This is a genomic window from Undibacterium sp. GW821-FHT11B02 (assembly GCF_058808955.1).
Genome location: NZ_JBXASD010000004.1, coordinates 163,978 through 187,757, shown reverse-complemented (window position 1 = coordinate 187,757; position 23,780 = coordinate 163,978). Strand labels below are relative to the sequence as shown.

The following is a 23,780-nucleotide window of genomic DNA, read 5'->3' as shown; positions in this document are numbered from 1 at the left end:
TGTGAAATAATCGACTTATCTATTATCTGCGAGTAGCCATGGCTTAGTGGGGCTGGGGGGGCGGAGCGTAAATTTTATAAATTGATTGATTTATGGTGTAAGGGGAAAGGCTCTGAAAACCTAATTCCAATTTTTAATCGCTTTAAGAACCCTCTTCGTCTCGACTTGCAGCAACAGCTCGTCATCTCTGGTTATTATGCGAGCATGCATCGTTGCAATACGAACTGGAAATACGCGTTGGAATGATTCACGAATATCCTCACTACGGCCAAAAATTGGCTTAAAGACTTTGTTCCAATTGTCTTTTTTTTCAATTATCGTTTTGTAATCGGAAAAATCGGCATATTCTATTAGAGGACATTCTTCGTGACCTGCTTTAGTGGCTTTTTGCTTTTTATCTTTCCAGTCATCTAGCATATTAGGAGGAATTTGATGCTTCATCCAATCAGAACCAAATTCCGCCTCCATGACAGCTTCTATAAAACGACGAAGTGCAACCTCAAAGCGTAGCAGAATGCCATACGCTTTATCCGCACGTTCATACCCGTCTTCATCGTCGGTGTCGCCTACGGTTTCTAGAGGCTGTATCCCACCAATTATCAAACCTTCACGAAACGCAGGCGAAGTGAAGTTAGTAAGGTCAGAGTTGAATCCCTGTGCAGAGTAAAATTCAGAGCGGAACATTGGGTCAAGCAACTTTTGCGATTGCGGCATTGAAACATCACGCCAGTCACCAAATTCAGATCTCAGAGCCGTAACTAATTTATCATCGAAGAATGAGTAACTTTCAATTGCCTTGCCAATGGAAACAAGCTCTGATAGCGCAATTGCAGATACTGTATTGTTTTCAATTTGCAGCCAAGGATTTTGCATAGCTCCTAAAATCCCCTTTAAATTGTCTTCTGTTCCCATGACAATCTGGCTTATTCCGGGCTTTATCATGGCAGCATGAGCGAGTGCACCTAACTCAGATCTATCAGGCAAGCGAAAGAGTTGATTGTATCTATTCTGCTCTTCGATAATATTATTAATTGCGCTTTGAGTTTCCCACTTATTGTCAATTAAGCCGAGTTGACGAAGCTCTTTGATAGGGTCATAAACCAACTGACGCTGACGTTGAATTTTGTCGATCTCATTGCTAAATGATAAACCCATCGGAATGCCGGAGAGCAGCTTCTGGTGTGCTTCTGCTTCACGAATGTGATCTAAAGCTGAAGAAACTATTCCTAATTTTTTAATTTGCTCTTCGTGTGGATTGAGGTAACCCTGAATTTGCTCGAAATCCTTTAAAGGTTTGAGTACTCGCTGAATTCTTTCCTGTTCTTCCAAATACCTTCGCAATTCATCAGACATCATTACCTCCAGTAAGAGCTTACACAGCGTAAACAAAGTATGGTTTGTGTTATCGATTATGTATCAGATAAGCAGTTGCCACAAGAGCCATAAGTAGTAGCACCCGCATGCGATAAAGGCACGAGTTAGATACGAAACTGTTCACCATCATGCATTGCCGCATCTTCAGCTGCGTGGCAAATTTCTGTGAAAATTACATCTAAGCAATTTTTTGCGTTTTTATCCATTTCAAGGCCCGGCGCTCAGACATCCCCCCCACCACGCCTGCCCGCTAAATGGAATGCTTTTGACTCAAATATGCGTCACCCGTGAGGGACAAGCCCGGCTTACGTTTGCGGCCACCCTGATGGCCCTAAAAGCTGACGCAATTTGACGCAAATTTCAGAGCAAATTCAATGAAGTGGGGGAGGGCAGGAAAACTTGATTTTAGGTAGGGAAAACCCTAACATCACTAACACTGTTGAAAAGCGAGTGTTTTTCCTTGCTAAGTCTTTGATTTTTAAGAAAATGCAATGTTAGGGTTAAAACCTAACATGTACTAACCTAAAACCTAACTATTTTTTAAGTCCTTGATATTAAAAGAAATTATTTTTAATAGAGATTAGAATTTAAAAGCTAACCTGATTAGGGTAAGGTTAGGAAAAAGTTAGGGTTTGAAGAAGTGCTGAAACCTATATGTATCAAGGGTTTCCAAGGTGTTGGGCAAAAATGTTAGTGATGTTAGGGTTTTCCCGAGGGGTACCTTATTTTAGAACGGGTGCACTTTTCTGCTGTTTTTTGCTTAAATTTGAGTAGCAAAAGATCGTACGATCATTTTTGGCCTGGTGTGGTTTCCTATCTTCATCAGAACAGAACATTATGTCTGATTTAGACAGCAAAAAAGGCGACCTAAGTCGCCTTTCAATGCTGTCATTATGTTGTCATTCCAGTGCCAAAACAGCCCCAAAACACCCCAAATTAATGACAATCCTAAAACCTAAGTGCTTGATTTTAAAGGAAATAATGGTGGAGTCGGCGGGAATCGAACCCGCGTCCAGAAGCACTCTACAGACAGTTCTACATACTTAGTGCTGCCATTTGATTTAATCTTGACGACGCGGACGCACACGCTGCGGCAAGACGAGTTACCTATTATTTAATCGAGAGTCAAGTAACCCGGCTCAAGACGATTCCATATGAATGTCCTTACTGCTGTTGCCAGCCCACCCTATGGACGAAGTGGTGTAAGGTTAGCCGGTATTAAGCGGCTAATGCGTACGAGTTATCGTTTGCAGTTATATAGTTCAGATTGTATTTACGAGGTAGTCTGGCCTCGGTATGCCCTGCGCTGCTTTGCAACCCCTGTCGAAACCTGGTCGACCCCTAAGCATTGCTAGTATATCCCATATGTGGCCTGGGACGAAAGTTTCAAGAGCCCACAGCCTGTAAATGTTTGGCGCGTACCAGTTCCAGCAATTCCAGCGGGCTGTCGATGATGGCGTCGGCTTTCCAGTGCTTGGGTTCGGTGGCGCCGCAATAACCCCAGGCGGCGGCAATGCTGGTCATGCCGGCAGCTTCGGCGGCCTGGATGTCGCGCAGGTCGTCACCGACGTACCAGCAGTTTTCTGAACGCACACCCAACTGTCTTGCCGCTTCCAGCAAGGGGGCAGGGTGGGGCTTGGAATGGGGGGTGGTGTCGCCGGATACCACGCAGCGCGCCTCTTGCAGATCCAGTAAGGGCATCAGGGGCAGGGTAAAGCGCATGGCTTTGTTGGTGACGATACCCCAGCTGATACCCAGCATATCCAGCCCTCTGAGCAAATCGGGTACTTGTTTAAACAGGGTGCTGTGTACGGCGAGGGCGGATTCATACTGGTTCAGAAATTCATCACGCATGGTGATGAAATCAGGGTGCTCCGGGGTGATGTTGAAGCCCGCACTCAGCAGCCCTCTGGCACCAGCGGATGCATAGGGTCGCAGGCTTTGGTAATGGGCGGGTGCCATCTGGCGTTTTGTGCGCATGACGTTGATGGCGGCTGCCAGGTCGGGGGCCGTGTCTGCCAGGGTGCCGTCCAGGTCAAAAAGGATTGCTTGAGGTGTTTGCATATGAAAAAATCAAGATGGCACCCCCTGCCTGCTTGGTACGGGGTGCACGGTTATTCAGATTCACACTGGACGAGCGCAGGCAACCATGTAGTTGACGCTGGTGTCTGCGTTCAAGGAGTAGATTTGGGTCAGGGGGTTATAACTCAAGCCCTTCATTGACTGTATTTGCAGCCCGGCGTTGCGGATGTCTTGTGATAATTCTGCCGGGGTGATGAACTTGGCATAATCGTGTGTGCCCTTGGGCAACATTTGCAACAGATATTCAGCACCAATGACGGCAAACAAATAGGATTTGAAATTGCGGTTCAGGGTGGAAAAAAATACGTGACCACCTGGTTTAACCATCTTGGTGCAGGCTTTGATGATGGAGGCCGGGTCGGGTACGTGTTCCAGCATTTCCATGCAGGTGACGATGTCAAACTGTCCGGCTTCTGCTTCTGCCATGTCTTCGGCAGCAATTTTTTGATAACGCACGCTGATGCCAGATTCCAGTCCGTGCAGGTCGGCTACTTTCAGGGCCTTGTCGGACAGGTCTATGCCTGTGACATCGGCCCCTTTTTTTGCCATGGATTCTGCCAGGATACCGCCACCGCAACCAACGTCGATGATACGTTTGCCAGCCAGGGGGGCTAACTGGTTGATCCATTCCAGCCGCAGCGGGTTGATTTCATGCAGGGGGCGAAATTCAGAGGTAGGGTCCCACCAGCGATGGGCCAGTTCACTAAATTTTTGGATTTCTGCGGGATCAGCGTTCAAAGTGGACATGGTGTTTACCTGAAAATGCCAGCAAGGGCACAAACTGCAAAACCCGTATTGTAGGCTATTCAAGTGCTTACCGCATTGTGTAAGGTCAGCACAACGAAATTGCTGCTGTGGCAGAGGAGATGGGCCTGTATGTTCAGGCCAATAACAAAAAACCCCGCAAATGCGGGGTTTTTGGCAGCAAAACAGGTTTTGCTTAAGTGCTCAATTACTTCAGGTTGCGTGTACCAACAACTTCGATTTCTACACGACGGTTTTTGGCGCGGCCTGCTGCAGTTTTGTTATCTGCAACTGGTTGTTTTTCGCCTTTGCCTTCAGTGTAAACACGGTTAGCTTCGATACCTTTGCTTACCAAGTAAGCTTTTACAGCTTCAGCGCGACGAACGGACAATTTTTGGTTGTATTCATCAGAGCCAACAGAGTCAGTATGACCAACTGCAATCACGACTTCCAGATTGATGGCTTTCAGTTTCGATGCCATGTCATCCAGTTTGACTTTAGCTTCTGGTTTCAGAACAGCTTTGTCAAAGTCAAAGAACGCATCAGCAGCAAACGTTACTTTTTCAGAAGTAGGTGCTGGTGGTGTAACTGGAACTGGTTTTACTGGTTCTGCTACTGGTGGTTTTGGTTGTTCAACTACTGGTGGTGGTGGTTGTACCAATGGTGCATCGCAACCTGGAACCGCATCAGCTGGTGTCCAGTAGCCAGTGCGCCAGCACAGACCAAATGGATCACGGGCAATTACACCACGACCATCTTGCACATAAGCGCTATATGGTGTGTTGGCTTTGATATCTTGCTGTGCGGAAGCAGAAAAGGATGCTACTGCGGACGCTGCGATAACGAGCTTGACTAAATTTTTCATATTTCTCCTCTCGGGTGAGATTATTACCGCAGATGAACTGCGCAAATTACTGCATAAAACCTGATATTAACACGGCGCTGATGACATTACTATTTCGTCAAACATCTTAACGATGCTTAACTGTCATTTATCAACATTGTGCCATAAGCATAAATACCATAACTAGAATTGTTAAATCGACAAAGTTACAGTTCGTTAAATATGTCGCATATTAGCAACATTTTCTTGCTTTGTCATGTCAATACCAGTTCCCGGAAGAGATTCTGGTGGCGGGCTGCCCATTTTGAGCTACCCGCCACGAGCCAGGATGGTGCAGTGCCCCCTTATTTTGCCATACCTCGCCCCTCTATGACGACGCGGCGGTTTGGCGCAAGGCATTCGGCCAGTTTGGCTTGCGGCAATTTGTCGTCGCATGACTTGATTTGCTGGGTCTTGCCCATGCCCATGGTGTCTATGGTCGCAGTAATACCTTTGCTGGTGATATATGCAGCGACAGCATCTGCGCGCTTTTCTGATAATTTTTGGTTATATGGGTGCGTGCCTATCATGTCGGTATGGCCAGTCACGACAATCAAGTCCACTTTGGCGCAATTGCCCAGTTTGCTCATGACTTCTGTGTCGATGTGCTGTTTAGCACTGGCTTTCAAGGTAGCTTTATTGAAATCAAAGGTTTCGTCATTTTGCAGGGTGACGGCAAAGTCACAACGTTTTGGCGGCGCTGGAGCAGGGGTGGGCGCTACTACCACCGGCTCTGCCGGTTTAACTGCTGGTTCTGGTGGAGTGGCAGGGGCTTGTGCAACAACCAGAGGGGCATCGCATCCAGCCAGGGCGTCAGCCGGGGTCCAGTAGCCAGTGCGCCAGCATAGTGCGCTACCACTGCGGGCGACTATGCCGCGTCCATCCTGAACATACGCGCTGTAAGGGCTGTTAGCCTTGATGTCGGTCTGGGCCAGTGCGGGCGCGGTCAATGCTGCCAGCACAGTCAGTGCTGTTAATTTTTTTATCATGATGCGGTCTCCGTTATTGTCGGTATGTGATTTGGGCAAGACGGATACAAAGCCGGAGTCAGTGATTAGTCTGCCCGTGGCCAAGTCGCTTTGTCCCTTTTGCTCTTTTTATGATTTTGATTAAATCATAGAAATTTGGCACCCGGCTGTCATTTGAATGACAGTTGCATATGAGTAATATGGCATTTTCATTGCCTGGACCGGACCTCGCGCAATGCTCAGTTTGCTAACTGAATTGCTATAAATGGAATTCGGCAATCGAGGCATGCTAAAATCAAGAGTTAAACGTCAGTCTTTATGAAAGACGTTACCAATTAACCAAGCTCTAATTCGCCGGCCGCCAATGGATCAATTCGCAAAAGAAACACTCCCGATTTCCCTTGAAGAAGAAATGCGCAAAAGCTATCTCGATTACGCGATGAGCGTGATCGTAGGTCGAGCTTTGCCGGATGTGCGTGATGGCTTAAAGCCTGTGCATCGCCGCGTCTTGTTCGCGATGCACGAAATGAACAATGTCTATAATCGCCCCTTCGTCAAATGTGCGCGCGTGGTCGGTGAAGTCATGGGTAAGTACCATCCCCATGGTGATGCCTCCATTTACGACACGCTGGTGCGTATGGCGCAGGACTTTTCCCTGCGGTATACCCTGGTGGATGGTCAGGGTAACTTCGGTTCCGTCGATGGTGATAATGCTGCGGCGATGCGTTACACCGAGTGCCGCCTGGACAAGATCGCCAATGAAATCCTGGCTGATATCGAAAAAGAAACAGTCGATTTCGTCCCCAACTATGACGGCAAAGAGAAAGAGCCTTCGGTTCTGCCTACCCGCATCCCGAATCTGCTGATCAATGGCGCATCCGGTATTGCGGTGGGTATGGCGACGAATATTCCGCCACACAATATTACAGAGATCATCAACGGTGCCCTGCATGTCTTGCGTAACAGCGATTGCACGATTGACGAACTGATCGAAATCATCCCTGCACCAGATTTCCCTACCGGCGGCATTATCTATGGCGTGTCTGGTGTGCGCGATGGTTACCGCACTGGCCGTGGTCGTGTGGTCATGCGCGCCAAGACTCACTTTGAAGAATTCGGCAAAGAAAACCGTACGGCACTGATCGTTGATGAGCTGCCTTACCAGGTCAATAAGAAATCCCTGCTGGAACGTATCGCTGAACTGGTACGTGACAAGAAGCTCGATGGTATTTCTGATATCCGCGACGAATCCGACAAATCCGGTATGCGCGTGGTGATTGAGCTGAAACGTGGTGAAGTGCCGGATGTGGTACTGAACAACCTGTACAAGCAGACCCAGTTGCAAGACACCTTCGGCATGAACATGGTGGCGCTGGTGAATGGCCAGCCTAAGTTGCTGAACCTGAAGGAAATGCTGTCCTGCTTCCTGTCGCACCGCCGTGAAGTCGTGACACGCCGCACCCTGTTTGAACTGCGCAAAGCACGTGAACGTGGTCATGTGCTGGAAGGCTTGGCCGTTGCACTGGCAAATATCGATGACTTTATCGCCATCATCCGTGCCGCACCGACACCGCCGATTGCGAAACAGGAATTGATGACCCGTGCCTGGGATAGTTCTATGGTACGTGAGATGCTGGTGCGTACTGCGGCTGATAATTCTGGTGGTATCGACGCTTTCCGCCCAGAGAACTTGCCCAAGCATTACGGCATACAGCCAGATGGTCTGTACAAATTGTCTGACGATCAGGCGCAAGAAATCCTGCAAATGCGTTTGCAACGCCTGACCGGTCTGGAACAAGACAAGATCGTCAATGAATACAAAGACGTCATGGCAGAAATCGCAGATTTGCTGGATATTTTGTCCAAACCAGAACGCGTCACCGTCATCATCACTGATGAACTGACCCTGGCCCGCAATGAATACGGCGAAGGCAATAAAGACGTACGTCGTTCAGAAATCACCCATAATGCCACCGACTTGGGCACCGAAGACCTGATCACGCCGCAAGACATGGTGGTGACCCTGTCGCACACTGGTTACATGAAGTCGCAACCCTTGTCTGAATACCGCGCGCAAAAACGCGGTGGTCGTGGCAAGCAGGCGACAGCGACCAAGGATGATGACTGGATCGAGCAACTGTTCGTGGCCAATACTCACGATTACATCCTGTGCTTCAGCAACCGTGGCCGCATGTACTGGCTGAAGGTATGGGAAGTGCCACAAGGTTCGCGTACTTCACGCGGCAAGCCTATCGTGAATATGTTCCCATTGCAGGATGGTGAAAAAATCACGGTCATCCTGCCTTTGTCTGGCGATAACCGTACTTTCCCTGAAGACCATTATGTCTTCATGTCCACCAGCCTGGGCACGGTCAAGAAAACACCTTTGACTGATTTCAGCAACCCACGTAAAGCCGGCATTATCGCGGTGGATCTGGATGAAGGCGATTTCCTCATCGGTGCAGCGCTGACCGATGGCAAGCATGATGTGATGTTGTTCTCTGATTCCGGCAAGGCAGTACGCTTTGATGAAAACGATGTGCGTCCTATGGGCCGTACAGCCCGTGGTGTACGTGGTATGAATCTGGATGAAGGTCAGCAGGTTATTGCATTGCTGGTGGCTGAAAACGAACAGCAATCTGTTCTGACTGCGACTGAAAACGGCTTCGGTAAACGTACACCGATTACCGAATACACGCGTCATGGTCGCGGCACCAAAGGCATGATCGCGATCCAGACATCTGAACGTAATGGTAAAGTGGTTGCTGCGACACTGGTTGAAACCAATGACGAAATCATGCTCATCACCACTGGTGGCGTGCTGATCCGTACCCGCGTTTCCGAAATTCGCGAAATGGGCCGTGCAACCCAGGGCGTGACCCTGATTGCCGTGGAAGATGGAACCAAACTGTCTGGCCTGCAACGTATCGTTGAAACGGATGCTGATCCAGAATCACCAGATGCTGGTGAAACCGGGAATGACAATGAAAGCAGCGCACCAGAAGCCGACGCAACTGAATAAAGGATGATGACCAGCATGACCACGACGACAATCTACAATTTCTCTGCAGGCCCGGCAGTGTTGCCGAAAGAGGTATTGCAGCAAGCCGCTGCCGAAATGCTGGACTGGCATGGCAGTGGCATGTCCGTCATGGAAATGAGTCATCGCGGGCCAGAATTCATGTCCATTCTTGCCGCTGCGCAAAGCGATTTGCGTGAGCTGTTGGCGGTGCCGGATAATTATAAAATCCTGTTCCTGCAAGGCGGTGGCCTGGGTGAAAACGCCATCGTCCCCATGAATTTGATGGGGCGCAAGCCACAACCTGCAACGGCAGATTTTATCCATACCGGCTCCTGGACTGGCAAGTCCATCAAGGAAGCAAGAAAATATGGCAATGTGAATATTGCTGCTTCCGGCGAGGCCAGCGGGTTTACTATTGTTCCGCCACGCGATAGCTGGAAATTGACGCCGGGTGCAGCCTATGTGCATCTGTGCACCAATGAAACTATCGATGGTATCGAATACAATTTCGCCCCTGACATCGCCGCAGAAACTGGCGATGCACCCATCGTGGCAGATATGTCTTCACACATCCTGTCGCGTGTGATTGATGTCTCCAAATATGGTGTCATCTTTGGTGGCGCACAAAAGAATATCGGCCCTGCAGGATTGACCATCGTCATCGTGCGTGAAGATTTGCTCGGCCATTCCTTGCCAGTCTGTCCATCCGCCTTTGACTGGAAAATTGTTGCTGACAATGATTCCATGTACAACACCCCGCCGACCTATGCGATTTACATCGCTGGCCTGGTCTTTCAGTGGCTGAAAAAGCAGGGGGGTGTGGCAGCGATGGAACAAAGGAATATCGCTAAGTCCAAGTTGTTGTATGAATACCTGGATTCCACCGACTTTTATGAAAATCGCGTCGAGATAAGCAGCCGTTCACGTATGAATGTGCCGTTTTTCCTGAAAGATGAAAGCCTGAATGCGGCATTTTTGGCGGAAGCCAAGGCCAATGGCCTGCTGCAATTGAAAGGTCATAAATCGGTAGGTGGCATGCGGGCTTCGATTTATAACGCCATGCCGATTGAAGGTGTGCAGGCGTTGATCAGCTTTATGCAAGAGTTTGCTCGCAAACATACATAACGCAGGGCTAAAGCGTATGGCGTCTGTTTTGTTTACACTATAGACAGACGTCACAAACATTATTTTCATCGTCAGCCCTTTCTGAGCATGGTACTCACCATCACCTGGAAACCGTAGCGCTGATGAACCGGGCCAAAAGCCTGGTGAAAAATGCATATCCGGTATGGCAGCCTTTGCGCTACAGTATTGCTGCCTGCCAACACCCTATCAAACACGGTTTTTAGGTCATTATGAGCGACAATAAATTACTCCCCCTGCGCATCAAGATTGATTCCATTGATGCACAAATCCTGGATTTGCTGAACCAGCGTGCCCGCGTGGCAGAAGAAGTCGGCCATGTCAAAGCTGAAACCAATGCCCCGGTGTTCCGTCCTGAACGTGAAGCGCAAGTCTTGCGCAGCGTGGCTGAACGCAATCCTGGCCCTTTGCTCAGCGACGATATACAGCTGATCTTCCGCGAAATCATGTCGGCCTGCCGTGCGCTGGAACGTCGCGTGGTCGTGGCCTTCCTGGGGCCGGCTGGCACTTTCAGCGAACAGGCGGTGTACAAACAATTTGGCCACGCGATACAGGCTCTGCCTTGCGTGTCGATTGACGAGGTTTTCCGCGCTACCGAAGCTGGCACAGCTGATTTTGGTGTCGTACCCATAGAAAACTCATCCGAAGGGGCGATCAACCGTACCCTTGATTTGCTCTTGCAGACCAGTCTTGCCATCAGCGGTGAACTGGCTATCCCTGTCCAGCATAGTCTGATGACCAAATCTGGCAATATGGAAGGCATCAGCCGTATTTGTGCCCATTCTCAGGCTTTGGCACAGTGCCAGGCATGGTTGAACCAGCATTATCCGCATGTGGAAAGACACGCGGTTGCTTCCAATGCCGAAGCTGCACGCATGGCCAGCGGTGATTTCACTGTCGCTGCCATTGCCAGCGAAATCGCTGGTCACCAGTACAACTTGGGTATCGTCTCAGCGCATATTCAGGATGATCCGCATAACCGCACCCGTTTTGCCGTCATTGGCCGCTTGCATACTACGCCTAGTGGCAAGGACCAGACTTCTATCGTACTGGCAACGCCAAACAAGGCTGGTGCTGTGTATAACCTGCTGGCTCCGCTGGAAAAACATGGTGTCTCCATGACACGTTTTGAGTCACGTCCTGCACGTACCGGCAATTGGGAATATTATTTCTATGTAGATGTCGAAGGTCATGTCATGGATGGCAAGGTAGCTGCCGCTATGGCTGAGCTCAATGACAAGGCAGCCTTCTTCAAGGTGCTGGGTTCTTACCCCTGTACAGTGTGAGTGCCTGATGCAAAAAGCTTTTCAACGCATAGCGATTTTTGGTGTAGGTCTGATTGGTGGTTCGTTTGCCCTGGCTTTGAAAAAGGCGGGGGCAGTTGAACAGATAGTCGGGGTCGGGCGTAGCCAGGCTTCGCTGGAAAAAGCACTGCAGTTGGGCATCATTGATGAAATTGCTGCCAATGTCGAGCAGGCGCTGCACAATTGTGACCTGGTGCTGATTGCTGCACCAGTGGCGCAAACCGGCGCGATACTGACTGCGATTTACCCACATTTGCAAGCGGGCACGATAGTCACGGATGCAGGCAGCACCAAGGCTGATGTGGTGGCCGCAGCACGTGCCAGCCTGGGTGAAAAGATTGCTCAATTTGTACCGGCGCACCCCATAGCCGGGCGTGAATTGAATGGACCAGAGGCAGCACTGGTCGATTTGTATGTCGGCAAAAAAGCCGTCATCACCCGTCTGCCAGAAAACAGTGATGCCGATGTGGCAAAGGTAGCGTGGGCATGGCAGCAATGCGGTGCTATCATCCACCATCTGGAACCAGCGGCCCATGATGCCGTGTTTGCTGCCGTCAGCCATCTGCCGCATTTGCTGGCCTATGCGCTGGTGGATGATATTGCCCGCAAGCCGCATGCTGATACTTTGTTCCAGTATGCTGCAAGTGGCTTTCGGGACTTTACCCGCATCGCCGGGTCATCGCCGGAAATGTGGCGTGACATCAGCCTGGCGAACCGTGCCGCGATGTTGCAGGAACTGGATTCTTATACCGCAAGGCTGGCCATCTTGCGTCAGCATCTGGTGGAGGCAGACAGCGCCGGTATCGAGGGGATTTATGCCAATGCCCAGCGTGCGAGGCATAACTGGATCAGCGCCATTGAGGCCGCCGAGAAACAGCAACGTGAAGGTGGGGATTGATCACGTTATTGGTGTTTCTTTAACCCACAATTCAAGCTTTAGCCTTCAAGCTTCAACGTTCAGATCAGAATTGAAAACAAGACCATGACACAAGCAAGTAAACATTATCCTCATTACATCGATCTGCAACCTGTCATGCAGGTGCAAGGCACAGTCAAGTTGCCGGGTTCAAAAAGTATTTCCAACCGTACCTTGTTATTGGCGGCACTGGCAGAGGGCGAGACCGGGATCATGGATTTGCTGGCATCCGATGACACCCTGGTCATGCTGAATGCACTGAACCAATTGGGCGTGCATTGGGAGCAGGATGGCGATACGCAAAATTACACTGTGCAAGGCGTCAAGGGGCAATTCCCCAAACATCAGGCTGATTTGTTCATGGGCAATGCCGGTACTGCCATTCGCCCGCTGGTCGGTGCTTTGGCGGTATTGGGTGGTGATTACACCATTCATGGTGTGCACCGCATGCATGAACGCCCTATCGGTGATCTGGTTGATGCACTGAACGAAGCCGGTGCACAAATTGAATATACCGGCAACCCTGGTTTTCCGCCCCTGCATATACGCCGTGGTCATATCCACGCCCAGCGTCTGCAAGTGAAGGGCAATGTCTCCAGCCAGTTTTTGACCGCCTTGCTGATGGCTGCACCATTGATGGCGCGTGAACATGACGTGACGATTGAAGTTATTGGCGAACTGATTTCCAAGCCCTACATAGAAATCACCTTGAACCTCATGCAAAAATTTGGCGTGAAGGTAGAGCGCAATGGGTGGCAGGCATTTACGGTAAAGATGGGCCAGCATTATGTGTCGCCTGGCGTTATCCATGTCGAAGGTGATGCGTCTTCTGCATCTTACTTCCTGGCAGCAGGTGCGATTGCGGGTGGCCCTATACGTGTTGAAGGCGTTGGTAACGAAAGTATACAAGGCGACGTGCGCTTTGCCGAAGCGCTGGAAAAAATGGGCGCGACCATTACCCGTGGCGATAACTGGATAGAAGCCAGCTCAAACGGCAGCTTGCAAGCCATCGATATGGACTTTAACCATATCCCTGATGCCGCCATGACCATTGCCGTCGCCGCCTTGTATGCCGACGGCACCACGACCTTGCGCAATATCGCCAGCTGGCGCGTGAAGGAAACCGACCGCCTGTCCGCCATGGCGACCGAATTGCGTAAATTGGGGGCAACAGTGGAAGAAGGCCCTGATTACATGAAGGTCACGCCACCGACGCAGATTTTGCCAGCGACGATAGATACCTACGATGATCACCGCATGGCAATGTGTTTCTCTTTGGCAAGTTTGGATGGCCATGCCCGCCGTGGTGCTACTATGCGCATCAATGATCCAAAATGTGTGGCAAAGACCTTCCCTGATTATTTCGAGGTGTTTGCCAGGATAAATCACAAAGATTTGTTTTAATCTTTTGTTTTAAAAGGCTTTTTTTCATTTATGACTACCCGTAGTCCTGTTATCACTATTGATGGTCCTACCGCCTCGGGCAAGGGGACGGTGGCGCACAGGGTGGCCAAGCATCTGGGTTTCCACTATTTGGATTCTGGTGCCCTGTACCGCCTGACTGCTCTGATGGCTACCCGCCAGGGCATTGCCCTGGATGATGAAGCCGCCATTGCTATAATGGCAAGGACTCTCCCATGTCGTTTCGTGCATGGTCACGTTTTCCTGGACGAAGATGATGTCACCGATGCCGTCAGGGCAGAAGAAGTCGGTGTTGCCGCCTCGCGCATCGCGGTTTTGCCCGCAGTCCGTCAGGCTTTGGTCGATTTGCAGGTGGCATTTCGCTATACGCCTGGCCTGGTGGCAGACGGGCGCGACATGGGAACAGTCATCTTTCCCGATGCCAGCCTGAAAGTTTTCCTAACAGCAAGTGCCGAGGCGCGCGCAAGCCGTCGATATAAGCAATTGATTGAAAAGGGAATTTCTGCTAATATGGAAAACTTGGTAAAAGATTTGATGGAACGTGATGCAAGGGATAGTGCCCGTGCAACAGCGCCACTCAAGCCCGCGCCAGACGCGATCATCCTGGATACCTCTGAATTAACTGCTGAAGAAGCAGTCAATAAAGTGCTGGTCTGGTATGCGCAAGCACAGGCAAACAACGCCGTATAAGCCCTGAAAAGGGTGCTGGTGAAGTTTGCAGGTGTCGTTTCAAGTGCCTTTATTAGCGCAAGGTTAATAAAGGGATGTTCAACCTAACCCGGTAAACAGTGCCTTTGTTCTGTTCCGGCTAACTCGTAAATACTATGTCTACTGTTTTCATGTCCCAAGATTTCGCAACCGGTGCAGATAGCTTCGCAGCTTTGTTCGAAGAATCCCTGTCACGCCAGGATATGCGTTCCGGTGAAGTGATTTCTGCTGAAGTCGTCCGTATCGACCACAACTTCGTGATCGTTAACGCTGGCTTGAAGTCTGAAGCCTTTATCCCTGTTGAAGAATTCAAAAACGACCAGGGCGACCTGGAAGTTAATATCGGCGATTTCGTTTCCGTAGCGATTGATTCGCTGGAAAACGGTTTCGGCGACACAATTTTGTCCCGTGACAAAGCTAAACGTCTGGCTTCCTGGCTCGCGCTGGAAAAAGCGCTGGAGTCTGGCGAGATCGTTACTGGTACAGTAAATGGCAAAGTCAAAGGTGGCTTGACTGTTCTGACGAACGGCATCCGCGCTTTCTTGCCAGGTTCTTTGGTTGATACACGCCCAGTTAAGGATACAACTCCTTACGAAGGCAAAACCATGGAATTCAAAGTGATCAAGCTCGACCGCAAACGTAACAACGTTGTGCTGTCCCGCCGCGCTGTTGTTGAAGCGTCCATGGGCGAAGAGCGTCAAAAACTGATGGAAACCCTGAAAGAAGGCACAGTGGTTACTGGTGTTGTTAAAAACATCACCGACTACGGCGCGTTCGTTGATCTGGGCGGCATCGATGGCTTGTTGCACATCACCGATCTGGCATGGCGTCGTGTACGTCACCCTTCCGAGGTGTTGACAGTTGGTCAGGAAATCACTGCAAAAGTATTGAAATTCGACCAAGAGAAAAACCGTGTTTCCCTGGGCGTAAAACAATTGGGCGACGACCCATGGACAGGTTTGTCCCGTCGTTACCCAGCGAACACACGTCTGTTCGGTAAAGTAACCAACCTGACCGACTACGGTGCGTTTGTTGAAGTCGAACAAGGTATCGAAGGTCTGGTTCACGTTTCCGAAATGGACTGGACTAACAAAAACGTTGCACCAAACAAAGTTGTTCAATTGGGCGACGAAGTTGAAGTCATGGTTCTGGAAATCGACGAAGAACGTCGTCGTATCAGCCTGGGCATGAAACAGTGCAAAGCCAATCCTTGGGATGATTTCGCGATCAACCACAAGAAAGGTGACAAAGTTCGCGGCGCGATCAAGTCCATCACTGACTTCGGCGTATTTATCGGTTTGTCTGGCAATATCGACGGTCTGGTACATTTGTCTGATCTGTCCTGGAACGAAACAGGCGAAGAAGCCGTACGTCGCTTCAAGAAAGGTGACGAACTGGAAGCAATCGTTCTGGCTATCGATGTTGAACGTGAGCGCGTTTCCCTGGGCGTTAAACAACTCGAAGGCGACCCATTCAATAACTACTGCGCAATGAACGACAAAGGTGCAGTTGTTACTGGTACAGTTAAATCCGTTGAAGCCAAAGGCGCAGTAATCCAGTTGGCAGACGACGTTGAAGGCTACTTGCGTGCATCCGAAATCTCCCGCGACCGCGTGGAAGATGCCGGTACACACCTGAAAGTCGGCGACACAGTTGAAGCTCTGGTATTGAACATCGATCGCAAAGCACGTGGTATCCAATTGTCTATCAAAGCTAAAGATAGCGTTGAAACACAAGAAGCTATGCAAAAAATGTCCACTACTGATTCCAACGCAGCATCTGGCACAACCAGCCTGGGCGCTTTGTTGAAAGCCAAGTTCGACAATAAAAACTAAGCTTAAGTCATAAGGTTTTATTCGTATGACTAAGTCGGAGCTGATAGCTCGTCTGGCAGAGCGATATCCGCAACTGGTTGCAAAAGATGTGGATATCGCTGTCAAAACCATACTGGATGCTATGTCGGATGCCCTGGCAACGGGACAACGCATAGAAATCCGTGGGTTTGGCAGCTTTGCACTGAACAGTCGTCCACCACGCATAGGCCGTAACCCCAAATCGGGCGACAAGGTGATGGTGCCTGAAAAACGGGTGCCACACTTCAAGCCAGGCAAAGAGTTACGCGAGCGTGTTGATGCCATGGTCGGACAGCCTATACACGATGACTGAACTCGCTTGAGTTTGGAATTTGAGTTCAAGTTATCGGGCTTCGCAAGCGATGTAAAAACAAAAACGGCATATCGGTACTCCGATATGCCGTTTTTTTTCAGTACAATGCACTTTTATCAAATGTAGACTACCTGGACAGCACCACCATGCCAGTGCGGCAGTGGCATAATGGGCAAATGGAGCAAGGCTGATGCAGATGCGCTTGCAAGTGACAGCCAGTTTGCCGGGTTTTGTTCCTGTTTATCTTCAAGGATGCATACATGAAATATATCTCCAGGTTTCTCGCAGTGGTGCTGTTTATCTTTTTCTTTGGCTTTGCCCTGAAAAATGATCAGATTGTCACCCTGCAATACTTCTTTGGTTACCAGCAATCGGCGCCGCTGGTCATCATGCTGCTGATTTTCTTTGCGGCGGGTGCTACTTTGGGTGCGTTGGCCATGGTGCCCATGGTATTTCGTCATCGCCGGGACTTGTCCAAACACAAGAAAACCCTGGCAGAAATTGAAAAAGAACGTGAAGCTGCGCAAAGGGCCAGCACACAGGCACCGCCTGCTGATAGCATTCGCAATACCTGAAAAAGCGGCAGCGTACCGTACATGCAGGCAACTCTTGAGGCTGCTGGCACGCTGGCTATAAGAACCTGTGCACGATCTGTAGCGAGCGTCAGCGGGAGTGAAGAGCAGCGAAAAAAGCGGAATGTACTCTGGTACATGAGCATTTTGAGCAGCACATGAGCCCCAACATAGACTCCGATTGCGCCCGCGCAGTAAGATCGTGAACAGGTTCTAACAAGTGATAAGAAGCTTACCTAGTCTTAAGGTCTGTTGAATAAGAAAAAATACATATGGAATTTGAAATTTGGTGGTTGCTGGGCATACCCCTGTTTTTTACCCTGGGATGGGCTGCGGCACGTATCGATATCCGGCAACTGATCTCTGAATCACGCAGCTTGCCGCGTGGTTATTTCAAGGGGCTCAACTTCCTCCTGAATGATCAGCCAGATAAGGCAATTGATGCCTTCATCGATATCGTCAGGCTCGACCCAGAAGCCGTGGACCTGCATTTTGCCCTTGGTAATCTGTTCCGCCGCCGTGGCGAAACCGAGCGTGCCATTCGTGTGCATCAAAACCTGCTGGCCAGACCAGATCTGCCGATCGAACAAAAAATCCAAGCCATGTATGAGCTGGGGCAGGATTACCTGAAAGCCGGTCTGCTGGACAGAGCTGAAGAAACCTATAACCAGCTCGTGAATGGCCCGTTTGAAGCGCAGGCCAGACGAGCACTGCTGGAAATTTATCAGCGTGAAAAAGAATGGGCACGTGCCATTGAAGCGGCAAATGCCTTGCAGGAATGCGGTGCTGGTGGCAGGCAAAAAGAAGTTGCCCAGTTTTATTGCGAAATTGCCCAGGATGAACTGGTGCACACCAATGCCGATGCAGCTCTGGCCATGCTGGACCGGGCGCTGGCTGCTGATCGCCACAATGTACGTGCGATTATCCTGATGGGTGACGTGTTCCTGGCCAACGGCGATGTTGAAAGAGCAGTCCTCACCTGGCGCAGGGTTGAGCAACAAAGCGTGCCACACGTCGCCCTGGTAGCACAGCGCCTGATGGATGGCTACCGTAAGTTGGACAGACCACAAGAAGGCTTGAATCTGCTGAAGAATTACCTGGCCGAAGCACCGTCCATTGATTTGCTGGAAGTCGTCTTCAAGGCCACGCAGGAACTGGAGGGCATTGAAGCTGTTCATTTGCTGGTCAGCGATGAATTGCGTCGCACGCCAACCTTGCTGGGCCTGGATAAATTACTCGATGCGCGCCTGATGTCGGCACCACCTGAAGTTCGCCCGGAACTGGCCGTGGTCAAAAATCTGGTGCATGGCTATGCACAGAAGCTGGCACGTTATCAGTGCTCGCACTGCGGTTTCAAGGCTAGGCAGTTTTACTGGCATTGCCCGGGTTGCAGCAAATGGGAAACTTATCCTCCGCGTCGGACAGAAGAGTTGAATGTCATGAACTGATGAATCCTTGTCTAAGCTAAGTGAACCCCGGTCTTTTTGGTGATGTGCACTACGCTGACGCAGGGATACATTGTGAAGAATCTTGAATAAGTGCTGTGATCTGGGCGTTTCGGATAGTCGGATAGTTGGATAACCGGACGGCCAGAAAAGCAGCGAGACTTATTTTTATATGGTGATCAAAAAATGAAAATCACAATTATTGGTACGGGTTATGTCGGTCTGGTTACAGGTGCCTGTTTGGCCGAGTTGGGTAATGATGTATTTTGCCTCGATGTTGATCAGCGCAAAATCGATATCCTCAACAATGGTGGCATCCCTATTCATGAACCGGGCCTGGAAGAAATCGTGGCACGTAATCGTGCTGCTGGCCGCATACAGTTTTCTACCGATGTAGAAGCCAGCGTCAAGCATGGTGACGTGCAGTTTATTGCGGTGGGTACACCACCCGATGAAGATGGTTCTGCCGATCTGCAATATGTTGTGGCCGCAGCAAAAAATATCGGCAAATATATGACCGGCTTCAAGGTTGTCGTCGATAAATCCACGGTGCCAGTTGGTACTGCTGATCGTGTTAGTGCTGCTATTTCTGCAGAGTTGGCGAGCCGCGCGGCGACAGTAGAATTTTCTGTCGTATCCAATCCAGAATTCCTGAAAGAAGGCGCGGCGGTCGAAGATTTCATGCGCCCTGACCGTATCGTCATCGGTTGCGACCAGACACCGCAGGGTGAAAAAGCGCGCAATCAGATGAAGAAACTGTATGCGCCGTTCAATCGCAATCATGAACGTATGTACTGGATGGATGTACGTTCGGCAGAGTTCACCAAATACGCAGCGAATGCCATGCTGGCGACCCGTATCTCGTTCATGAACGAACTGGCCAATCTGGCGGATCATGTTGGTGCCGATATTGAAGCAGTGCGCCATGGCATAGGTTCTGACCCGCGCATAGGCCACAGCTTTTTGTATGCTGGTTGCGGTTATGGCGGTTCCTGCTTCCCTAAAGATGTACAGGCACTGGAACGTACCGCACAAGACTATGGCTTGAACCTGTTGATTTTGCAGGCGGTGGAAGCCGTCAATGCACGTCAAAAACAAGTGCTGGGCAACAAGATACAGCAACGCTTTGGTGAAAACCTTAGTGGCCGTCATTTCGCCATCTGGGGTCTGGCATTCAAGCCGAACACGGATGACATGCGTGCTGCTTCTTCCCGTGTGCTGCTGGGTGAGTTGCTGCGCCAGGGGGCGAGCGTGGCGGTGTATGACCCCGTGTCGATGCAGGAAGCCAAGCGTGTGCTGGAACTGGATTTCTATGACGCACCTGAACTGCTGGCCTCCATACGCTATGCCGCCAACCCCATGGATGCCCTGGTGGATGCCGATGCGCTGGCCATCGTTACTGAATGGAAGGCATTCCGCAGCCCAGACTTTGATCAAGTCAAGGCGCGCTTGAAACAGCCGGTGATTTTTGATGGACGCAATCTGTTTGAACCTTCCGTCATGACCGAGCTGGGTATTGAATACCATGGCATAGGCCGTTCTGTGCTGACCCGTGCTGACAATAAATAAGCCTGCAGAACAAGGACAGCAATGAATAAAAAAATCCTGGTAGCTGGTGACGTGATGCTGGACCGTTACTGGTTTGGCGAAGTCAACCGCATTTCGCCGGAAGCGCCAGTTCCTATCGTGCGCGTGGAAAAGCGTGAAGAACGTCTTGGCGGTGCGGCCAATGTGGCACGCAATGCGGTGGCCCTGGGTGCGCAGGCTGCGTTGATGGGCATCGTAGGTGACGACGATGCTGGTAACAGCGTTGAAAGCCTGCTGGAGACTTCCGGCATACAGGCCTATCTGATTCGTGATCCGCAAATTTCCACCATCATCAAATTACGGGTGATAGGCCGTCAGCAGCAACTGCTGCGCATCGATTTTGAAGAGCGTCCAACTGAGCTGGTATTGCGAGACAAACTGAATCGCTTCAATTCATTGCTGGCGGGTTTTGATGTGATTGTCCTGTCTGATTATGCCAAGGGCAGTCTGGTGAATGTCAGTGCCATGATAGAAGCGGCTACTGCTGCTGGCAAACTGGTACTGGTTGACCCCAAGGGCAGCGATTTCCATCGTTATGCCGGTGCCAGCCTGCTGACCCCCAATAAATCGGAACTCAAGCAAATCATCGGTGACTGGAGCAGTGAAGAAGAATTGACCACCAGGGCACAGCAACTGCGCCGTGATTTGCGCATTCACGGTTTGCTGTTGACCCGCTCTGAAGAAGGCATGACCCTGTTCACCGAAGAGCGCATTACCCACGTACCAGCCATGGCAAGGGAAGTGTTTGATGTGTCCGGCGCAGGCGATACCGTTATCGCCACCATGGCCGTCATGCTGGCAAATGGCATACCCATGCAAGATGCGGTAGCGATTGCCAACCGTGCTGGTGGTATCGTGGTAGGTAAACTGGGTACGGCAACCGTGACGAAGGAAGAGTTGTTTGCTGGCGCAGCAGTGTAATCCATTGTTCTAAAAAGGACGGGCCGATCAATTCGGCCCGTCCTTTTATTTTTGTGCGGATTTTTACTTTATTGCGCCAAAACGAAAACTGGATGCAACTACGCCGCCAAATATATTTTCTTCATGGTAAACACAGGCTCCAACTTCGTTCTGTGCAGCGCCAACAGCCACCATCAGCGGCAATAAATGGTCTTCCCTGGGGTGGGCAATACGTGCCGCTGGCGCTTTTGACCAGTTGATCAGGTGTTCTACCCGTTCTTCTGCACTGGACTCCAGCAGGGCCTTTTGCAGCCATTGGTCAAACAGAGATGACGGCTCTTTTGCCTGCGGACCAAAATATCTGAGATTGTGATAGCTAAGTCCACTGCCTATGATCAGCACGCCTTCATCACGCAAAGGTGCCAGTGCGCGCCCCAGTGCCAGATGTTCTTCCGGGTCCAGCCCGGTTTTCAGCGATACCTGCACCACCGGCATCTGCGCTTCTGGGTACATCACTGCTAGCGGTGCAAAAGTGCCGTGATCAAAGCCGCGTTTGGCATCGGCCTGCGTCGGCAAGCCTGCAGCCTTCAGCATGTCCATAACCTGCTCTGCCAATGCGGGTGAACCGGGGGCAGGGTAGCTGACCTCATAAGTATGGGCAGGAAAGCCGCTATAGTCGTACACCATGGGTGGTTGCGGATTGCTCATGACTCGGAAAGCCGCTTGTTCCCAATGGGCCGATATCATCAACAAGGCTTTCGGCACTTGCGGCAACTGGCGTGGAATATCGACCAATGAGGCTTCCAGGACTTGCATGCTGGCACGCCAGTCATCCATATACGGCCAGGGACCGCCACCATGAGAAATAAAATAAGTAGGTAAACGCATGTTTAAAAATTCCTTGGTTTCGCCACAGTCTCTTAAGCGCGTGGCAAGATGGGGACACGTTTGCCACGGCCCCACAATACAAATATACATAGTGGCAGCAAGACAAAATTCAATGGTAATGCTGACAGTTCACCGCGCGAGGCATGAAAGGTGATGGCGAACAGCTGCAATACAATGCTGGCCGCTGTTGCCACTACTCCCAGCCTGGGCAGTATGCGGGTCAGCGACGGCAGCAACATACCCAGTCCACCAGCGATGTCGATCAAGCCGATGATGCGTACGAAGCTTTCAGAGTATTGACCGGTCCACGGCATCATCTGACTTAATGCTGCTATGGGCGTGGTCAGTTTCGTTATGCCTGCCGCGCAAAACACAAATGCGAGCAGTATTTGCGCTATCCACAGGCTGATGCGCAAAGTCTTGCTGGCGGCGGGTGTACTGCTTAGTCTGCCGGAAGGGGATGTGTTGATAGTCATGGTCGGCTCTTTCCTATAAAAAAGATAATTCTGCTAACGATGGAAGCTAAGGATTAGCTTTGATGTTGAAGATCATAATGTTTCCCAATTTAGAAATCGATAGTGGTAAAGTCATTGAATCATTTCCAAAATAGGCAACATTGGCCGGAAGCGGCAAATGGAAGCAAAATATGGACGCAACATATGGAAGCAACATATGGATGAACTAGAACTCAATGGCATCAGGGTCTTTCGTGAAATCATAGAATCCGGCAGTTTTACAGCTGCTGCTGACAGACTGGGCATGGCAGCCCCCATGGTCAGCAAGCACATCGCCAGGCTGGAGCGCAAGCTCGGTGCCAGGTTATTGAACCGCACCAGTCGCAGCATGAGTCTGACTGAAGCTGGCAAGACCTTCTATGAGCAGGGGCGGCAGGCTTTGGATATCCTGGATGCTGCCATTGCCGCAGTGGCGCAAGAAAGCGGGCGGCCACGTGGAGAATTGAAAATCAGTGCACCAGTCTGGTGTGCCACGGCCAGCTTTGCCAGTCTGCTCACAGAATTCCGCCAGCAATACCCTGAAATACGACTGGACCTGCATCTCGACAACCATATGGTGGACCTGGTTGCTGATGGCTTTGACCTGGCCCTGCGCGCCACTGCCGAACCGTCACCTAACCTGATTGCAAGACGCTTGTGCAGCGTGCCTTTCCATATAGTGAGCACACCAGCTTATCTGCAGAGCTTGAAGTCGACAGCAGATCCGGCAGAGCCGCTGCCTGTAGCCACAATTTTCCCCAATTATGTGCAACACGAACGTCTGAAACTGTCAGCCATGGCTGGTGTCGTACCGCTCAAGCTGGATGCCGTTATGAAATCAAGTGACACTACACTCAGTTACCATTGTGTGCTGGCTGGTATGGGTGCAGCTTTTTTACCGACATGGCTGGTGGCTGATGACCTGGCATCTGGTCGTCTGGTTCAGGTGAGCAAGCATGGTCCAGGTTTTGCCGGCCATTTGTTTGCCGTCTATACAAGCCGGCGTCAGATGCCGCCCAAGTTGCGCTGCTTTATCGATTTCCTGATTGAGAAGTTGGCAGATCAGTCATAAGACTGATCTGCAATACGACAATAAAATCCTGTTTTGGAAATCTCCTTGAAAGAAATCTGTGGAATACTTGTCAACGGTTTACTACCAGCG

20 protein-coding genes and 1 other RNA gene are annotated in these 23,780 nt (G+C 50.5%); 13 read left to right on the top strand and 8 right to left on the bottom strand.

What is annotated here, in order from left to right:
• Window positions 1–120 precede the first annotated feature (120 nt).
• The 6 genes from AC1RVX_RS09840 to AC1RVX_RS09815 form a co-directional block, all read right to left on the bottom strand.
• Window positions 121–1,356 (bottom strand): Swt1 family HEPN domain-containing protein, encoded by a 1,236-nt coding sequence (locus AC1RVX_RS09840; protein ID WP_493216406.1) that lies wholly within the window; start codon window positions 1,354–1,356, stop codon window positions 121–123.
• 1,000 nt (window positions 1,357–2,356) lie between these two features.
• Window positions 2,357–2,716: a transfer-messenger RNA gene (gene ssrA, locus AC1RVX_RS09835) on the bottom strand.
• 44 nt (window positions 2,717–2,760) lie between these two features.
• Window positions 2,761–3,438 carry an HAD family hydrolase gene (locus AC1RVX_RS09830; protein ID WP_493216405.1) on the bottom strand — a complete coding sequence of 226 codons (678 nt, stop codon included), beginning with the start codon at window positions 3,436–3,438 and terminating at the stop codon, window positions 2,761–2,763.
• 60 nt (window positions 3,439–3,498) lie between these two features.
• Complete coding sequence (ubiG, locus tag AC1RVX_RS09825) at window positions 3,499–4,203, bottom strand: bifunctional 2-polyprenyl-6-hydroxyphenol methylase/3-demethylubiquinol 3-O-methyltransferase UbiG (protein WP_493216404.1); 705 nt, start codon at window positions 4,201–4,203, stop codon at window positions 3,499–3,501.
• 205 nt (window positions 4,204–4,408) lie between these two features.
• The gene (gene ompA / locus AC1RVX_RS09820; protein ID WP_493216403.1) at window positions 4,409–5,065 is read right to left on the bottom strand and encodes an outer membrane protein OmpA; all 657 of its coding nucleotides are present in this window, start codon (window positions 5,063–5,065) and stop codon (window positions 4,409–4,411) included.
• A gap of 323 nt (window positions 5,066–5,388) precedes the next feature.
• A complete protein-coding gene (locus AC1RVX_RS09815; protein WP_493216402.1) occupies window positions 5,389–6,072 on the bottom strand; it encodes an OmpA family protein in 684 nt (227 codons plus the stop codon).
• Window positions 6,073–6,415: 343 nt separating this feature from the next.
• Here AC1RVX_RS09815 and gyrA point away from each other — a divergent pair, with 343 nt between their 5' ends.
• The 12 genes from gyrA (at window position 6,416) to rfaE1 (ending at window position 21,257) form a co-directional block, all read left to right on the top strand.
• Window positions 6,416–9,073 carry a DNA gyrase subunit A gene (gene gyrA, locus AC1RVX_RS09810; protein WP_493216401.1) on the top strand — a complete coding sequence of 886 codons (2,658 nt, stop codon included), beginning with the start codon at window positions 6,416–6,418 and terminating at the stop codon, window positions 9,071–9,073.
• Between the two features lie 15 nt (window positions 9,074–9,088).
• On the top strand, window positions 9,089–10,198 hold the full coding sequence (gene serC, locus AC1RVX_RS09805) for a 3-phosphoserine/phosphohydroxythreonine transaminase (protein WP_493216400.1): 1,110 nt from the start codon (window positions 9,089–9,091) through the stop codon (window positions 10,196–10,198).
• Between the two features lie 230 nt (window positions 10,199–10,428).
• Window positions 10,429–11,502: a prephenate dehydratase gene (gene pheA, locus AC1RVX_RS09800; protein ID WP_493216399.1), complete on the top strand. Its 1,074-nt coding sequence runs from the start codon at window positions 10,429–10,431 to the stop codon at window positions 11,500–11,502.
• Window positions 11,503–11,509: 7 nt separating this feature from the next.
• Complete coding sequence (locus AC1RVX_RS09795) at window positions 11,510–12,418, top strand: prephenate dehydrogenase (protein ID WP_493216398.1); 909 nt, start codon at window positions 11,510–11,512, stop codon at window positions 12,416–12,418.
• 84 nt (window positions 12,419–12,502) lie between these two features.
• On the top strand, window positions 12,503–13,840 hold the full coding sequence (gene aroA / locus AC1RVX_RS09790; protein WP_493216397.1) for a 3-phosphoshikimate 1-carboxyvinyltransferase: 1,338 nt from the start codon (window positions 12,503–12,505) through the stop codon (window positions 13,838–13,840).
• Window positions 13,841–13,870: 30 nt separating this feature from the next.
• Entirely contained in the window at window positions 13,871–14,548 is a 678-nt protein-coding gene (gene cmk, locus AC1RVX_RS09785) for a (d)CMP kinase (RefSeq protein ID WP_493216396.1), read from the top strand.
• A gap of 149 nt (window positions 14,549–14,697) precedes the next feature.
• On the top strand, window positions 14,698–16,401 hold the full coding sequence (gene rpsA / locus AC1RVX_RS09780; RefSeq protein ID WP_493216395.1) for a 30S ribosomal protein S1: 1,704 nt from the start codon (window positions 14,698–14,700) through the stop codon (window positions 16,399–16,401).
• A 25-nt stretch (window positions 16,402–16,426) separates the two neighbouring features.
• Window positions 16,427–16,732 carry an integration host factor subunit beta gene (locus AC1RVX_RS09775; RefSeq protein ID WP_110256992.1) on the top strand — a complete coding sequence of 102 codons (306 nt, stop codon included), beginning with the start codon at window positions 16,427–16,429 and terminating at the stop codon, window positions 16,730–16,732.
• Window positions 16,733–16,992: 260 nt separating this feature from the next.
• Window positions 16,993–17,307 (top strand): LapA family protein, encoded by a 315-nt coding sequence (locus AC1RVX_RS09770; protein ID WP_493216394.1) that lies wholly within the window; start codon window positions 16,993–16,995, stop codon window positions 17,305–17,307.
• A 269-nt stretch (window positions 17,308–17,576) separates the two neighbouring features.
• Complete coding sequence (gene lapB / locus AC1RVX_RS09765; protein WP_493216393.1) at window positions 17,577–18,752, top strand: lipopolysaccharide assembly protein LapB; 1,176 nt, start codon at window positions 17,577–17,579, stop codon at window positions 18,750–18,752.
• A 183-nt stretch (window positions 18,753–18,935) separates the two neighbouring features.
• Entirely contained in the window at window positions 18,936–20,318 is a 1,383-nt protein-coding gene (locus AC1RVX_RS09760) for a UDP-glucose dehydrogenase family protein (protein ID WP_493216392.1), read from the top strand.
• A 21-nt stretch (window positions 20,319–20,339) separates the two neighbouring features.
• On the top strand, window positions 20,340–21,257 hold the full coding sequence (rfaE1, locus tag AC1RVX_RS09755) for a D-glycero-beta-D-manno-heptose-7-phosphate kinase (RefSeq protein ID WP_493216391.1): 918 nt from the start codon (window positions 20,340–20,342) through the stop codon (window positions 21,255–21,257).
• Between the two features lie 63 nt (window positions 21,258–21,320).
• Here the strand turns inward: rfaE1 and AC1RVX_RS09750 are convergent, their stop codons facing one another.
• Complete coding sequence (locus AC1RVX_RS09750) at window positions 21,321–22,124, bottom strand: DODA-type extradiol aromatic ring-opening family dioxygenase (RefSeq protein WP_493216390.1); 804 nt, start codon at window positions 22,122–22,124, stop codon at window positions 21,321–21,323.
• Window positions 22,125–22,156: 32 nt separating this feature from the next.
• On the bottom strand, window positions 22,157–22,600 hold the full coding sequence (locus AC1RVX_RS09745; RefSeq protein ID WP_493216389.1) for a DoxX family protein: 444 nt from the start codon (window positions 22,598–22,600) through the stop codon (window positions 22,157–22,159).
• A gap of 196 nt (window positions 22,601–22,796) precedes the next feature.
• On the opposite strand from AC1RVX_RS09745, the gene AC1RVX_RS09740 reads away from it, so the two are divergent.
• Window positions 22,797–23,690 carry a LysR family transcriptional regulator gene (locus AC1RVX_RS09740; RefSeq protein WP_493216388.1) on the top strand — a complete coding sequence of 298 codons (894 nt, stop codon included), beginning with the start codon at window positions 22,797–22,799 and terminating at the stop codon, window positions 23,688–23,690.
• Window positions 23,691–23,780: the final 90 nt, after the last annotated feature.

Bases quoted from the DNA above. Each gene is read 5' to 3' on its own strand.
- AC1RVX_RS09840 (WP_493216406.1), bottom strand. From the start codon at position 1,356: ATGATGTCTGATGAATTGCGAAGGTATTTGGAAGAACAGGAAAGAATT.
- AC1RVX_RS09830 (WP_493216405.1), bottom strand. From the start codon at position 3,438: ATGCAAACACCTCAAGCAATCCTTTTTGACCTGGACGGCACCCTGGCA.
- ubiG (WP_493216404.1), bottom strand. From the start codon at position 4,203: ATGTCCACTTTGAACGCTGATCCCGCAGAAATCCAAAAATTTAGTGAA.
- ompA (WP_493216403.1), bottom strand. From the start codon at position 5,065: ATGAAAAATTTAGTCAAGCTCGTTATCGCAGCGTCCGCAGTAGCATCC.
- AC1RVX_RS09815 (WP_493216402.1), bottom strand. From the start codon at position 6,072: ATGATAAAAAAATTAACAGCACTGACTGTGCTGGCAGCATTGACCGCG.
- gyrA (WP_493216401.1), top strand. From the start codon at position 6,416: ATGGATCAATTCGCAAAAGAAACACTCCCGATTTCCCTTGAAGAAGAA.
- serC (WP_493216400.1), top strand. From the start codon at position 9,089: ATGACCACGACGACAATCTACAATTTCTCTGCAGGCCCGGCAGTGTTG.
- pheA (WP_493216399.1), top strand. From the start codon at position 10,429: ATGAGCGACAATAAATTACTCCCCCTGCGCATCAAGATTGATTCCATT.
- AC1RVX_RS09795 (WP_493216398.1), top strand. From the start codon at position 11,510: ATGCAAAAAGCTTTTCAACGCATAGCGATTTTTGGTGTAGGTCTGATT.
- aroA (WP_493216397.1), top strand. From the start codon at position 12,503: ATGACACAAGCAAGTAAACATTATCCTCATTACATCGATCTGCAACCT.
- cmk (WP_493216396.1), top strand. From the start codon at position 13,871: ATGACTACCCGTAGTCCTGTTATCACTATTGATGGTCCTACCGCCTCG.
- rpsA (WP_493216395.1), top strand. From the start codon at position 14,698: ATGTCCCAAGATTTCGCAACCGGTGCAGATAGCTTCGCAGCTTTGTTC.
- AC1RVX_RS09775 (WP_110256992.1), top strand. From the start codon at position 16,427: ATGACTAAGTCGGAGCTGATAGCTCGTCTGGCAGAGCGATATCCGCAA.
- AC1RVX_RS09770 (WP_493216394.1), top strand. From the start codon at position 16,993: ATGAAATATATCTCCAGGTTTCTCGCAGTGGTGCTGTTTATCTTTTTC.
- lapB (WP_493216393.1), top strand. From the start codon at position 17,577: ATGGAATTTGAAATTTGGTGGTTGCTGGGCATACCCCTGTTTTTTACC.
- AC1RVX_RS09760 (WP_493216392.1), top strand. From the start codon at position 18,936: ATGAAAATCACAATTATTGGTACGGGTTATGTCGGTCTGGTTACAGGT.
- rfaE1 (WP_493216391.1), top strand. From the start codon at position 20,340: ATGAATAAAAAAATCCTGGTAGCTGGTGACGTGATGCTGGACCGTTAC.
- AC1RVX_RS09750 (WP_493216390.1), bottom strand. From the start codon at position 22,124: ATGCGTTTACCTACTTATTTTATTTCTCATGGTGGCGGTCCCTGGCCG.
- AC1RVX_RS09745 (WP_493216389.1), bottom strand. From the start codon at position 22,600: ATGACTATCAACACATCCCCTTCCGGCAGACTAAGCAGTACACCCGCC.
- AC1RVX_RS09740 (WP_493216388.1), top strand. From the start codon at position 22,797: ATGGATGAACTAGAACTCAATGGCATCAGGGTCTTTCGTGAAATCATA.